The following is a 14,876-nucleotide window of genomic DNA, read 5'->3' on the forward strand; positions in this document are numbered from 1 at the left end:
CGATGAGCGTCGTCACCGTCAAGCGTCGGCCCCGTGCCGACGCCCCGCCGCTGCCCGACGACCAGGTGGAGTTGCAGGAACCGCCGGTGATGGCCGAAGCGGCTCAGCCGGACCTGCGCGCCTTCGCCATGGTCATCCCGATGGGCCTGGGCATGGGTGGCATGTTCCTGCTCTACGGCATGTCGAACCGCTCGCCGGTGATGTATGTGATGGGCATCATCATGGGCGTCGGCATGCTCGGCATGGGCGCCATGCAGATCGGCCGCAACGCCGCCGATCGCAAGACCAAGATGCGCGGCGAGCGCCGGGACTTCCTGCGCTACATCGCGCAGATCCGCCGTCGGGCCCGCGAGTCCGCGCAGCAGCAGCGGCAGGCGGTGCTCTGGAACAACCCGGCTCCGGGCGCGCTCTGGTCGATCGCCATGGGCAGCCGGATCTGGGAGCGACGGGCGAGCCACGACGACTTCGCCCGGGTGCGGATCGGGCTCGGTGAGCAGGGCTCGTCGGTGACGTACGTGGCACCGTCCACCAAGCCGATCGAGGACCTGGAGCCGCTGTCGTCCATCTCACTGCGCCGGTTCGGGGAGGCGTACCGGACGGTGTCCGGCGTACCGATCTCGGTGGGCCTGCGCAGTGTCGCCAGCGTCGAGCTGGAGGGGCAGCTCGATCACACTTTGCCGCTGGCCCGGGCGATGATCGCTCAGCTGGTCACCTTTCACGCGCCCGACGAACTGCGCGTCGCCGTGCTGTGCAGCGAGGCGGAACGCGAGAAGCACTGGGACTGGGTCAAGTGGCTGCCGCACAACGCGCACCCGACGGCCGAGGATGAAGCCGGCCCGGTGCGGCTGTTCGCCGCCGACCACGACGATCTGTTCGATCTGCTCGGCCCGGAGTTGCTGGACCGTGGCGACGACCGGACGGTGTCGCCGAGCGTCACCGATCCGTACATCTTGATCGTGGCGCACCACACCACCGTGCCGGACGGTTCGCGTCTGCTCGGCCAGGGCATCCGTAACGTCGGCCTGCTCGATCTCACCAACCGGCTCCCGGGCGGCCCGCGGGTGCTGCGGCTGACCGTGCACGCCGACCGGGTGGAGTTCCCGGCCGGCGACGCCAAGGGCAGCGCGGTCCCTGACGCGATGACCCTCGAACAGGCCGAGACCCTGGCCCGGGTCCTTGCGCCGAAGCGCACCAGCGGCACCCTCGAACTGGTCGACGAGCCGATGAACAGTGACTTCGAGCTGACGACGCTGCTCGGTGTGCGGGACCCGCACACCTACGACATCGCCGGTCTGACCCGGGCCCGTCAGGCCCAGCGGGCTCGGCTGCAGGTGCCGATCGGGGTCACCGAGGACGGTGAGGTCGTCGAGCTGGACCTCAAGGAGTCGGCCCAGGGTGGCATGGGTCCGCACGGCCTGGTCATCGGCGCCACCGGCTCGGGCAAGAGCGAGTTGCTACGCACGTTGGTCTGCGCCCTCGCGATGACGCACTCGTCGGACATCCTGAATCTGGTGCTCGTCGACTTCAAGGGCGGCGCCACGTTTCTCGGCATGGAACGGCTGCCGCACACCTCGGCGGTCATCACCAACCTCGCTGACGAGCTGCAGCTCGTCGACCGCATGCAGGACGCGCTCAACGGCGAACTGACCCGGCGGCAGGAACTGCTCCGCGCGAGCGGGTATGCGTCACTGTTCGACTACGAGAAGGCCCGCGGTGCCGGTGCCCCGCTCGCCCCGCTGCCCGTGCTGCTGGTGGTGGTCGACGAGTTCAGCGAGCTGCTGTCGAGCAAACCGGAGTTCATGGACCTGTTCGTCTCGATCGGCCGGCTGGGCCGCAGCCTCGGCGTACACCTGCTGCTGGCCTCGCAACGCCTGGACGAGGGCCGGATCAACCGGGTCGAGGGCCACTTGTCCTACCGGATCGCCCTGCGCACGTTCTCCTCGATGGAGTCGCGATCGGTGATCGGCGTGGGCAGCGCCTACGAACTGCCGTCCGAGCCCGGCAACGGCTACCTCAAGATGGACACCACGAGCCTCATCCGGTTCAAGGGCGCGTACGTCTCCGGGCCGTACGAGCGGCCGGCCGCACCGCTGGAGCGCGACGCCGAGCGGGAGCGGGCCCTGGTCCAGGTGGTCCCGTTCACCAGTGGCAGCGCGGCTCGGCCGCGCCGCCGGCCGCCGACCGAGGCGGCGGACGGCGGCGCGGTGCCGGCCGAGCCGGTGACGGCGACCGAGACCGCGATGCTCATGGACGTCATCATCGCCCGGCTGGAGGGCAGCGGTCCGCCCGCCCGCCAGGTCTGGCTGCCGCCGCTCGCCGAGTCGCCGAGTCTCGACTCCCTGCTGCCGAGCGTCGTGCCCGATGCGGTGCGCGGCATGGGCGTCGAGGCGGCCGAGATGCACGGCCGCCTGCGGGTGCCGGTCGGTGTGGTCGACCGCCCCGGTGAACAACTGCGGGACCTGCTGGTCGCCGACCTGGCCGGTGCCGAGGGCCACGTCGGGATCGCCGGGGCACCGCAGAGCGGCAAGTCCACGCTGCTGCGCACGATCGTGCTCGCGCTCGCGCTGACCCACACTCCGTACGAGGTGCAGGTCTACGGCCTGGACTTCGGCGGTGGCGGTATCGCGTCGCTGGCCGGGCTGCCGCACGTGGGGTCGATCGCGACCCGGATGGAACGCGACCGGGTGGTCAGGACCATCCAGGAGTTGCGGCAGGTGATGGAGCGCCGGGAGGCGGCCTTCGCCGAGCACGGCTTCGAGTCGATCGGCGCGTATCTCACCGCGCGCGCCGAGGGCCGGATCTACGATCCGCACGGCCGGGTCTTCCTCGTCGTGGACGGCTGGTTCACGATGAAGCAGGACTTCGCCGACCTCGACCAGGCGTTCGGGGAACTGGCCTCGCGTGGCCTGTCGTTCGGCATTCACGTCCTGGTGACCGCGAACCGGTGGTCGGAGGTGCGCACCTGGGTACGCGATCTGCTCGGCACCAAGCTGGAATTGCGGCTCGGCGACGCGATGGAGTCGGAGGTCGGTTCGCGTCGGGCGGCGACGGTCCCCGCCCAGGCGGGCCGCGGTCTCACGTCGGCGGGTCTGCACTTCCTCGCCGCGTTGCCGCGGCTCGACGGCCGCACCTCCGTCGGCGATCTCGCCGAGGCGACCAAGGCGATCGTCGAGGAGATCGCCACGTTCTGGCCGGGCGAGCCGGCGCCGCCGGTACGACTTCTCCCGTCCCGGGTGCCCGTGGCCGCGCTGCCGTCACCGCAGCCCGACCTGCAGGTGTGTCTCGGGCTCGACGAGCAGCGGCTGGCGCCGGTCTGGCACAACTTCATGGTCACCCCGCACCTGCTCGTGCTCGGCGACAACGAGACCGGCAAGACCAACATCCTGCGGCTCGTTCTCCGGGCGATCCGGCAGCGGTACACCCCGGAACAGGCCAAGGTGGTCGTCGGTGACTCCCGTCGGGACCTGGAGGACGCCGTTCCGGGCGGCTACCGCGTGGGTTACGCGATCACCGGCGAGGGGCTGGCCGAGTTGGCTCAGCAGGCGGCGGTCTCGCTGGGCCGGCGGCTGCCGAGCATGGATGTGGCCGCCGAACGCCTGCGCCGCCGCGACTGGTGGGAGGGCCCCGAACTGTTCGTGGTGGTCGACGACTACGAGTTGCTCGGTGGCCCGGCCGGGGGTTCGGCGCTGACCCCGCTGCTGCCGATGATCGCCCAGGGGGTCGCGGTCGGGTTCCACCTCATCGTTGCCCGCAGCACCTCCGGCGCGATGACCGCGATGCGGGACCCCGCGATCCGGCGGATGTGGGAGCTGGGGACGCCGGCGACGTTGCTGTCGTACCCGAAGGACGAGGGCCGGTTCCTGGGTGAGGCGACTCCGCGCAAGCTGCCGCCGGGCCGGGCCCAACTGGTCACCCGGCGCGGTGTGCAGCTCATCCAGACCGGCGAAGTGGACCGAGGGGACGAGAAGCTGTGACGAGCGCGGGGGACCAGCTGTGCCGGATCTCGGTGGAGGGCCCGGCCAAGCGAGTTGACCTCGCCGTGCCGGCCACCACCACGGTGGCCGCCCTGCTGCCGGTGCTCCTGCAGCATACGGCAGGTCCGGCCGGCGCCGATCTGGCCGGCGCCGAGGAGTCCTGGGTGCTGCAGCGGCTGGGCGGCCCGCCGTTCGATCCGGCCGGCACTCCCGAGTCGCTGGACTGGCTGGAAGGTGAGCGGCTGCATCTGCGCCCGGTCGTCAACCAGCTGCCGGAACTGCACTTCGACGACATCGCCGAGGGCATCGCCGAGGCCGTGAACAAACGCGCTGACCGGTGGCAGGCCGGGTATCGGCGGCCGCTGTTCATCGGCGTGTCGGCCGTCGTCCTGGCGCTGCTGACCGTAGTGCTGCTCGACGCCGGTCCGGGCGGGCTGCGCCAGGGCTTCGGCGGTGCGCTGGCCGTCGGGCTGCTGGTCACCGCCGTGCTGGCCGCCCACCTGCTGCCCACCCCAGGCCTGTCGACCTTGGCCGGCATCGGCGCGTGCGGGCTGGCCGCGATCGTGACGGCCGACCTCGTGGACGGGGAATCCGCCCGCGCCGTCGTCACGGGTCCGGGTCTGGCCGCCGGTGCCGGCGCCGCCGGGATCGTCGCGCTGCTGCTCGTCGTGGTGCAGGCGGTGTGGGCGCCTGCCGTCAGGTACCCGGTGTTCCTGGCCATCGCGGGGTTGAGCGTGATCGTCGTCGGTGTGCTCGGGCTGCGTGCCCTCGGCGGCCTGGACGCGGCCGGTGCCGCGGGGCTGGGCGCGACCGTGTTGTTCGCCCTGGTGCTCTTCGCGCCGAACCTTGTGCTGCGGGCCGGCCGGCTGCGTGGTCCGCAACTACCCAAGACCGGCAGCGAGCTGCAGTACGACACGGAGCCGTACCCGGCCGAGGACGTGGCGAGCCGGGCCAACCGCGCCGAGAACTACCTGATCGTGCTGGTGGTGTGCGTCAGCGTGGCTCTGCCGGTGCTGTTCGCGGTGATCCTGCCGGCCGGTGGCTGGGCGTCGTGGGCGATCGTCGTCGTGCTCTCCGCCGGGGTGCTGTTGCGGGCCCGCGTCTTTCTCGACACCTGGCAGCGCGTGGCGTTGACCGCGGGTGGCTCGGCCGGCGCGGTCATGGTGGTGATCCGCGCCTCGGGGCGGGTGACGACCGGGTGGCTCGTGCTGATCCTGATCCTGCTCACGGTGCTGTTCGTGGTGACCGTGTTGGCCTCGATCCGGCCGTGGCCGCGCCGCCTGCTGCCGATCTGGGAGTTCACCGCGACGGTGTTCGACGTCGTGATCGCCTTCGCCGTGCTGCCGGTCTGCCTGCAGCTCCTGCACACCTACGCCTGGGCCCGCGGGCTGTTCGGATAGGACGACCATGCAAACCCAACGTGACCACGTGCATGCGCACCAGTTCCAGATGGCCCGGATGAGTTCGGCGCTGCTGCTGGGTGACCCGTCGATGGCGGACAACCCGATGCGCCGGACGGTGCTCGGCCTCGGCGCCGGCGTGATGGTCGCGGTGCTCGTGGTGGTCTGCTTCGGTATCTACGGCTGGATCGTGCCCGGCGGTAACGACTCCTGGCGTACCGCCCGGGCGATCCTCGTCGAGAAGGAGACAGGTGACCGGTACGTCTATGCCGGCGAGCGCCTGCACCCGGTGATCGACCCGGCCGCCGCGCGGATCGTCAGCGGCGGTCCGTCGGTGCGGCTGGTCTCCCGCAGTTCGCTGGCCGGCGTCCCGCGCGGCGCGCCGATCGGTATCCCCGGCGCACCGCAGCTGTTGCCCACCGGCCCCGAGGACGTGCTGAGCGGCCCGTGGCTGGTCTGCCTCGGCGACGCCGGGCGGCTCGGGGTCAATCTCGATCCGTCCGCCCCGGCAACGGAGTTGCCCCCGGACCGGTTCATGCTGGTCAGTGGCGGTGCCGACGACGATTATCTGATCTGGCGCGGGCACCGCCACCGGATCAGCGACAAACGGATTCCGGTGGCGCTCGGCGCCACGAACGCCGTCGCCGTCACGGCGCCGCCGCGATGGCTGACGATGGTGCCGGCCGGGGACGACCTGGAGGTCCCCTCCCTCCCGGGCGACGGCCGCACCATCGTCACGATCGACGGCCGCCGGGCCACCGTCGGAGCGCTGTTCACGCAGGCTGCGGCCCAAGGCCGGGAGCAGTTGTTCGTGCTGCGCGCCGACGGGCTCGCGCCGATCAACCGGACCATGTTCCAGATCGTGCAGGCCACGTCCGGCACCCGGGCGGTGACGTTGTCCGCCGCCGCGGTCGCGGCCGCCCCCCGCTCCGCCGACCGCACCCTGTGGGAGCCGTTTGCCGAGCTGAGCACGTCGACCCCGGCGGGCCTCCCAGGATCGGTGCTGTGCCAACGGCAGAGCCCGACGCCCGACGGCGGCATCGACGTGCGGGTGGTCCTGACGTCCCGCGAGTTCGCCGCCGGCGCGCCGGGCGGTGGGGCGGCGCTGCGCCCGGGCGCAGGGATGGTCGTCCAGCCCGTGCCACGGACGAGGGGCGCCGCTGCGGATCTGGTCCTGATCGGCGGCCGGGGTGAGCGCTTCGGCCTGCCGGACGCGGACGCGAACCGGGCGCTCGGCCTGACCGCCGCGCCCGTCGTGCCGTTCCCCCGCGATCTGTTGCTGGATCTGCCCAGCGGCCCGGCGCTCACCCGCGCGGCGGTCGTCGCCGAGTCGGATCGGTGACGCCGATGTCCCTCATGTCGGCCTGGCAGCGACGCGACGACCGTGGCATACCGCGGCACACCGTGGGCAACGCGATCGTGCTGCACCCCCGCGAGCGGATCAGCGCGCAGGCGCAGGCGCTCGCCATGTCGGTGCCGCCCGATCCCGACCACGACCTGGTCGTGCTCGACGTCGCCGAGCGTATGTCCGCGCTGGCCTGGGAGTCGGTAGCGGCGTCGCTGCCACGCCGCCGGCGTCGGGGCATCCGCCTGGTGCTCTGCGGAGAGCAGGCCGAACCGAGCAGCCTGGTCGGTCAATGGTTGTCGGAGCGGCTCAGTCGCGCGGTGGTCGCCCCGCACGGCGCGGTCCACCGGGGTGCTGCCGGTGCGTTGTTCGTCGACTCCGGGCCGGGCACCGGCTGGATTCGGTACCGGCCCGGCCGGCCACCGCAGCTGGAGGGTAAGCGCTTCCCCCGGCCGGAGTGGGAGACGCTCGCCGCCGACCCGGTGCCGACCAGCTCGACCGGGGTGGCCGAGCCGGTGCCGGGCGGCGTGTGGATCCACGACAGCTCCGACGGCGACGCCGCCCGTACGCACCGGGAATGGCTGCACGTCAACGTTCCGTGCCGGCCCGAGACGCTCGTCGTGTTGCTCGGCTGCCCCGGTTCGCCGAAGCTGTCGCTCGACGACGTGCACCGGTTCTGGCGCAGGCTCGGCGGGGAGGACCGCCGGCGGGTGCGGTTCGTCGAATTCGGGCCGGTCGACACCCCGGGGACCGACGCGGTCGGCCAGGCGCTCGCTGACACTCTCACCGGCCCGGTCGTCTGCGCCGCCGGGGTGCCGGTGGGCACCCCTGATCGGCCCCGTCTGTTCACCGTGGATGACGGCGGTGGGCTCTGCTGGCAGCCGTTCGCGGAGGAACTGGTCTACACACCGCGGGAGCGTGCTGGTGCCCCCGCCTGCACGCCACGGATCGTGCGGCACCGGGCCCCGCTGGAACTCGGCGAGCCGGTGGACACGGGCGTCTACTGGTACGGCGAGGACGTCGTGATCGAAGTCCTGCAGTCCGGGCTGTGGGTGCGGCCCGACGAGGTGCCCCGCGACGCCGACCGGATCCGGGCCACCCCGGTTGATCCGCAGCGGCCCGTACTGGTCTTCGACGATTCCCGCGGCCCGCGAGCGCACCGGATGCGCGCGGTCGCGGCGGACATCGCCGCGCAGCTCGACCCCGCGACCCGGGAGCGCACGGTGCCGCAGGCCGCGTCGGTCCTGCTCGCGGCGACCGCCCCGGGACCGGTGAGCGCGGCCGGCCGGCTGGTGCCCGAGTCCGCCGTCGGGCCGCCGACCGTCGCGGCTCCCGCGGACCCGGTACCGGCGTTCGCGACCGAGGTCCCGGCCGTCGCGGCCCCGGCCCACTCCGAGCCGCTCACGAAGGAACCGGAAGCAGCGACGCTGCTGGCCGTGGCGGCACCGTCGGTACCCGTCGAGCCGGCCGCCCGGTCCGTACCGCCACCGCTGCCCCCGCCTCCGGTCGCCCCGACGGCGCTGGCGCCGGTCGAGATGACGGTGACGATGGCGCCGGTCGAAATGCCGCCGGTCGAGACGGCGCCGCTCGACCGGGCACCGGCGGAGAACACGCCGCTGCCCACCCCGCCGCCGGTGGCCCACCGGCTGCAGCCGGTGCCCGACCGCAGTGCCTCTGCGCTGCCCGTACCCGGCCGCGGTATCGCCGAGGAACGCGCGTGGCTGAGGCGCACCCTCAGCAGGGAGTTCGACCTGGTCGCGACGACTGTCAGCCGGGTGCTCGCCCAACACCCGGCGCTGCAGGGCGGCCCCGGTGCCACACCGGACGACGCGCTGACCGACGCGGTCGCCGTTCGGCTCTACCTCACCGCGCAGGGCCGCACGATCGACTCGGCATTGCGCTCGGCCCGTAAGGGCCCGCACGTTCCGTTCGCCCGCTGTGTCGCCTCGGGGCTGACACGTCTCCCGTCGCACCGTGGCCCGGTGTGGCTCACCACGTCCCTGGCACCGGACCGGTGGGCTCTGCTGGGGGACCGCACACTGCTCACCGAGTGGGGTTTTCTCGGCGCGCTGATCGAGCCGAGCCCCGACCTGACCGGCGATACCGACGTGCTCATCTGGTCGATGACCGCGCGGCGGACCGCGGCGCTGGAACCGGACGGCGACGATCACGCCGACGACCGCGTGCTGTTCCTTCCCGGCACCACGTTCAAGATCCTCGACCGGACGCCTCCCGTTCCCGGCCGTCACGGGCGGTTGCTGCTGCGCGAGGTAGGCCCCAACGAGATCCACCCGGACGGCCGGATACGGGACGACCGGGCGTCCTTCGACGAACTGGCGACGACCTCCCTGGGCCGGTACGCCGAGCGGTGGGCCGACGCCGACCCGGTCGCACGGGTGGGAGAGCCGACCCGGCCCCGCATCGGCGCGGTGCCGGGACTGGCGGAGCAGACCGAGGAGAGACGATGAACCGGCAGAAGCTCGTGGTCGGCCGCGGGCCGGACGCGCTACCCACCATCGGCGCGGCGCTCGCGCGGGCCGACGACGACGCCACGATCGTGGTACGCCCCGGCCGCTACGAAGAGAACCTGACGGTCAGCAAGCGGGTCAGCATCGTCGCCGCGGACGGCCCGGACACCGTCGAGGTGCACGCGGTGTCCGGAAGCGTGCTCGTCGTGGGCGGCGCCGGCGTCACGCTGCGCCATCTGAGCCTGAGCTGCCACGACGAGAGCCTGGCGGCGGTCGACGTCTACCACGGGGAGGCCGCGTTCGACGGCTGCCGGGTGCGGGGCCGATCGTGGACCACCCTCCTGGCCCGGCTCGAGGGCTCACTGGCCGCGCGCGGCTGCCACATAGCCAGCTCGGCAGGCGCCGGCGTCGTGGTCACCGGGGCCCGGCCCAGCGCGATCGAGGACACGGTGTTCGCCGACCTGGCGTCCTCGGCCGTCGTGGTCACCGAGACCGGGCGGCTCACGCTGCGGCAGTGCCGGGTGGCCGGCGTCGCCGGCAACGCGGTGTGCGTGAACGCCGAGGCGGACTGCACGCTGGAGGACTGTGAGATCGTCGACGCGGCCAAGCCGGCGATCGTGGTCGAGCAGGGCGGCAACCTGACGGCCGACCGCCTGACCGTGATCGGAAGCGCGAACGTCGACCTGTATCTGCGCGGCAGCGGCGCGGTGACGTTCACCCGTTGCGCGTTCACCGGCGCGGCCGTGCAATCGACCCATCTGGCCGGCGCATCGGCGGCCCGGTTCACCGACTGCACGTTCCGCAGCGTGGGCCGGACCGCGATCCAGGTGACCGGCGGCGCGGCACCGGTCTTCACCGACTGCACCGTGGCCGATGCCCCGATCGGACTGCTTGTCGACGCCGGGGCGCGGCCCACCTTCACGGCCACGACGATCACCGGAACCACCGAGCGGATCGCGACGATCACCGCGGCCCAGGCCGATATCGTCGGGCTGCACGCCACCGCCACCGCCGGCGCAGGCATCGTGCTGGAAGGCGACGCCCAGGTGCGGATGCGTGATGCCACCGTGGCATCGGGCCGGACGGACGGGCGCGACACCTCCCGGATCCAGGTCGGCGACAGCCGGGTGACGACGGCCAGCGACGCCGCGGTCAGCCTGTCCGGCACCGCCGTCGCGACCTTGGTCTCGCTGCGGCTGAGCGGCGGCGGCCTGCTCGTCGGCCGCGGCGCGCAGGCCGCGGTGACCGACAGCGAGGTGAACGAACCGGCCGCTGACGGCCTGCAGGTGTGCGCGGAGGCCACGCTGACCGCGACCCGCACCCGGGTTCGGGGCGCGGGCGGGCACGGCGTGCGGGTCGAATCGGACGGCCAGCTCACCATGACCGAGTGCGAAGTGCTGGACAGTGCGTCGGACGGCGTCCACGTCGAGTCCGACAAGGCGGTCCGGTTGGCACGGTGCACCATCCGGGGCAGCGGAGGTGACGCCGTGCGCCGGCCGGAGCGGCACCAGGTGGTGATCGAAGATCTTGACGAGGACCGGAGCGACCTGCGGCCGGCCGAGCCGGAGAACGGGCCGGAGCAGGGGAAGCAGCTCACCGGTGCGCTGGGCGAGTTGGACGGCCTGATCGGACTGGACGGGGTCAAGCGCGAGGTCACCGGCCTGATCAACCTGATCAAGATGGCCGAGACGCGGCGTCGGATCGGCCTGCCGATGCCACCCATCAGCCAGCACCTGGTGTTCGCGGGCCCGCCGGGGACCGGCAAGACGACGGTGGCTCGGCTCTACGGCACGGTGCTGGCCGAGCTGGGGGTGTTGTCCAGCGGGCACATTGTCGAGGCGGCCCGGGCCGATCTGGTGGGGCAGTACATCGGCTCCACCGCCATCAAGACCACCGAGCTGGTCACCAAGGCGATCGGCGGGGTGTTGTTCATCGACGAGGCGTACACGTTGAGCGCGGGCTCGGGCGGCTCGGGACCGGACTTCGGCCAGGAGGCCATCGACGCGTTGATGAAGATGATGGAGGACCATCGCGACGAGTTGGTCGTCATCGTCGCCGGTTACTCGGAGCTGATGGAGAAGTTCCTCGAGTCCAACCCGGGACTGGCGTCCCGATTCACGCGTACGGTCGACTTCCCCAACTACAGCGTGGACGAACTGGTCACCATCGCGACCAACCTGTGCCGCAAGCACTACTACGAGCTGACCGACGACGCCGTCGAGGGGCTGCGCACGTACTTTGAGCGGGTGCCCAAGGGCTCGACATTCGGCAACGGCAGGGTCGCCCGTAAGCTGTTCGAGGCGATCGTGAACAACCAGGCGTCGCGGCTCGCGCTCAGGCCCCCGGTGCGCGACAACGAGCTGAACCGGCTCACACTCGCCGATCTCGATCCGGAACTGGCCCAGCTACGCGACCTGCACCCCGGCCCGGCGACGCCGGACACGGCGGCCGATCCCGCGGAGGCGCTGCGGGCCAGCCGCGCGTGGCGGCGCGTCGGGGAACTCTGCGGCCTGGATCCGGTACGGCGGGAACTGGGTGCCACCGTGCTACGGCTGGCCGGTCTGCGCCTCCGCCGTCGCGGGTATGGCAACCAGGGCAACGTGGTGCTGACCGGACGGCGTGGCAGTGGCCGGCAGGAGATCGCCCGGCTGTACGCCCAGGCGCTGTCCGAACTCAACATCGTCGCCTCCGGGCATGTCGTCACCGCCGGCTTCGCAGGGGCGTTGTCCGCCCGCTGGCCCGGGCAGGCGCGTAGCCTCGTCGCCCAGGCGTTCCGCGATGCCGAGGGCGGCGTGCTCGTGGTCGACCACGGCGACCACGGCACCGGTGAATCGGCCGAGGTGGCCGAGGCGCTCGCCGTGGCGCTGGCCGAAGCTGGCGATCCGGTGGTGGTGCTGACCGGCGAACCGGTCGCGCTGGCCGCGCTGTTCCGCCAGGTGCCGGCACTGCGCGACGGCTTCGCGGCGGAGTGGGCCTTCCCCGAGTTCACCATGACCGAACTGGCCGAGGTCGCCGTGCGGCACCTCGTCCGCCACGGCCACGAAGTCCCGGATGACGTCCGCGCCGCATTGGCCGACATGGTGCCGGACCTGCCGGAACCGACCGTCCTGGCCGCGCACCGGCTCTCGGCGGCGCTCGCCCGCACCGCGGCGGCGCGCACGCTCACCGTCGCTGACGTCAGGGGGCTTGCCGCGTACGGGGTCCGCGACCGGGCGTCAGGTGGCCTCGCCTCGGTCCGCTGACGTGCCGGGACAGGGTGAGAGAAGGAAACAGTGGTGATGGCCTTCAGACTGCGCGGGCTGCTGGGCGGCCGTGCCGGGATGAGCGCGATCGTCGGGCACACGGTCGGCAACGCGTTGGTGCTGCACCTCGCCGGCCAGGTCAGCCTGGAGGCGCAGAACCTCGCGCTCGCGGTCACCGCCGATCCGGACCACGACATCGTGGTGCTGGATCTCGGCGCTGACCTACCGACCAGCTCCTGGGAGGCGATCGCGGCGGCGCTGCCGCGGCGGCGCCGCGGCATCCGGCTGATCGCCTGCGGCCAGCACAGGGCGATGGCCGGGCTGGTCGGGCAGTGGCTCGCCGAGCGCCTCAACCGTCAGGTCGTCGCTCCCGACGGGGTGCTGGTGCGCGGTGCCGCCGGGGCCCTGTACGTCGACTCCGCGAGCGGTGGCGGCTGGGTGCGGTTCCGGCGTGGCCGGGTGCCCGTGCCGGTCGGCAACCGGTACCCGGCCCCGCCGTGGGACGGGGCCGTCACCGACGTGCGGGCGTCCAGCTCGACCGGCGAGATCGAGCCGTTCCCCGGTGGTCTGTGGATCCGGCCGACCGGCAACCACGCCATCGTGGCGCGGTTCCGCAACCGGCTGGTCGCCGACGTGCCCTGTACGACCGAGACGATGACGGTGGTGATCGGTTGCCCGATGCTGCCCGCCCTGCACCTCGACGACGTGATCCGGTTCTGGCGGCTGTTGGATTCCGAGACGCGGGAGCGCGTCCGCTTCGCTCAGTACGGCGACCTGCGGCTTCCCGGCGCAGAGGTGTTCGGGCAGGGCCTGGCCGACGTCCTGCAGACGACCGTCGTCTGCTACACCGGCTTACCGGTCGGCACGCCGGACCGCCTCGCCGTCCGCACCGTGTGCGACGACGGCAGACTCGGCTGGGAGCCGTACGTGCTCGAACTCGGCTTCGCCCCACGGCGGCCCGCCGGCAGGACACACCGGCCCCGGCCGCTGCGCCACCGGCCGCCGATCGAGGACGCCGAGCAGATCAGCGAGCGCGTCTACTGGTACGCGGCGGACGCGGTCGTCGAGGTGGTTGCTGCCGGTCTGTGGGTCCGGCCGCCCACCCCGCCCGCGAGCGCCGGAAAGTTGCGGGCCGCCCAGCCCGACCCTGGCCGTGCCGCGCTGTTCTTCGACGACACCTCGGCCCCGGACACGCACCGGATGCGGGAGCTGGCCGATGACCTTGCCGCCCGGCTGGACATCGGCGCGCGCGACTACGGCGTCGTGCTGGCGGCCTCGTCCGTGCCGCAGTTCAACCCCACCCGCCCGGCCGGTCCGTCGGCCGAGGAGAAAGCCACCATCCGCTTCCGGATGGTCGGCGGTGGGGGCAAGCCGACCTCGATCGTTCCCGTGGCCCCGGCCCTCGACGGACCGGCCGCGGCGTCGGCGGTAGGCGACGCCGTGCCGCCGCCGGCACCCTCGCGGCCCGAGGCCGAAGATCCGACCGGCGAGAAGACGAAACCCGCCTTCCGCGTCCAGTCCCGTCGCGCAATCCCGGCACCTGTCGAGTCCGACGACGAACTCGAGGCCGCGCGAGCCACGCTGCGCCGCGGCCTCGGCCGGCTCTTCGACGACATGTCCGGCCCGGTTGCCCGGATCCTCGCAGGGGAGTCGAGCCGAACGGGTGACGCTGCCGAAGCGGCCGGCGACGCGCTGACCGATGCGGTCGTCCTGCGGTTGTTCCTGGGCTCGCACGGACGCGCGGTCAACGCCGGGCTGCGCAGCGGCGAGGACGGCCCGCACACGCCGTTCGGTCGGTGCGTGCGGCAGGCTCTGCTGCGCCTGCCGGTGCACCGGGGCGCCACCGTCTACCGGACGTCGCCGTCGGTCGGCGACTGGTCCCTCTATCGTGACCTGACTGCCGTCCGTGACCTGGGTTTCGTCACCACGCTGTCTGCGCCCTGCGCCGAGCGAGTCGGCGACACCGATGTGCTCGTGTGGTCGCTGACCGGTCGGCGTACCGCGCTTCTGGAACCGGAGGACGAGCATCGCGTGCTGGATCGGGTGGTGTTCGTTCCGGGAACCGGGTTCAAGTTGCTGGACGTGCGCGAACCGGCGGCCGGTCGGCGGGGCCTGGTCCTGGCCCGGGAACTGGCCGCCACCGAAATGTCGGAGGAGGGGGAGCCGGTGTCGTCTCGGGTGTCCTTCGACGAACTCGCGCTGACTGCGCTTCGGGGCAGCCTCGCCAAGTGGGCCGGTGCCCAGCCGTGCAGGCGTATCGGCCCGGCGGCGGGGCAGTGGTTCACGTCGCTGCCGGGCCTGATCCTGTAGCGCAGCGGCGCAGGTCGGGTCGCGACGGCGTGCGAAGGTTCAGCCGGTAGGTGCCGCTTTCGCAGGTGAGCAGCGAGCCGATCGTCCGGCGGGCCCCGGACCGGTGCCAGCGGTTGGCGCAGCGCGGGGACGTGGTG

The 14,876-nt window shown here is 72.6% G+C and carries 6 protein-coding genes; all 6 read left to right on the plus strand.

The window, feature by feature from the left end; translation table 11 throughout:
* The first annotated feature begins 2 nt into the window (after positions 1–2).
* Genes eccCa through Q2K16_RS32215 form a run of 6 tightly spaced genes read left to right on the plus strand, consistent with a single transcriptional unit; the run spans position 3 to position 14,739 of the window.
* Positions 3–3,974 (plus strand): type VII secretion protein EccCa, encoded by a 3,972-nt coding sequence (gene eccCa / locus Q2K16_RS32190; protein WP_302742418.1) that lies wholly within the window; start codon positions 3–5, stop codon positions 3,972–3,974.
* Positions 3,971–5,374 (plus strand): type VII secretion integral membrane protein EccD, encoded by a 1,404-nt coding sequence (gene eccD / locus Q2K16_RS32195; RefSeq protein ID WP_302742420.1) that lies wholly within the window; start codon positions 3,971–3,973, stop codon positions 5,372–5,374. Before eccCa ends, eccD begins: the two co-directional genes overlap by 4 nt.
* Positions 5,375–5,381: 7 nt before the next feature.
* The gene (gene eccB, locus Q2K16_RS32200) at positions 5,382–6,716 is read left to right on the plus strand and encodes a type VII secretion protein EccB (protein ID WP_302742421.1); all 1,335 of its coding nucleotides are present in this window, start codon (positions 5,382–5,384) and stop codon (positions 6,714–6,716) included.
* 5 nt (positions 6,717–6,721) lie between these two features.
* Positions 6,722–9,187: a hypothetical protein gene (locus Q2K16_RS32205; RefSeq protein WP_302742423.1), complete on the plus strand. Its 2,466-nt coding sequence runs from the start codon at positions 6,722–6,724 to the stop codon at positions 9,185–9,187.
* Positions 9,184–12,429, plus strand: coding sequence for a right-handed parallel beta-helix repeat-containing protein (locus Q2K16_RS32210; protein ID WP_302742425.1), 3,246 nt, complete (start codon positions 9,184–9,186; stop codon positions 12,427–12,429). The genes Q2K16_RS32205 and Q2K16_RS32210 overlap by 4 nt, the downstream gene beginning before the upstream one ends.
* Positions 12,430–12,465: 36 nt before the next feature.
* Positions 12,466–14,739 (plus strand): hypothetical protein, encoded by a 2,274-nt coding sequence (locus Q2K16_RS32215; protein ID WP_302746693.1) that lies wholly within the window; start codon positions 12,466–12,468, stop codon positions 14,737–14,739.
* Positions 14,740–14,876 lie beyond the last annotated feature (137 nt).

This window comes from Micromonospora cynarisoli (genome assembly GCF_030518815.1).
GTDB lineage: Bacteria > Actinomycetota > Actinomycetes > Mycobacteriales > Micromonosporaceae > Micromonospora > Micromonospora wenchangensis.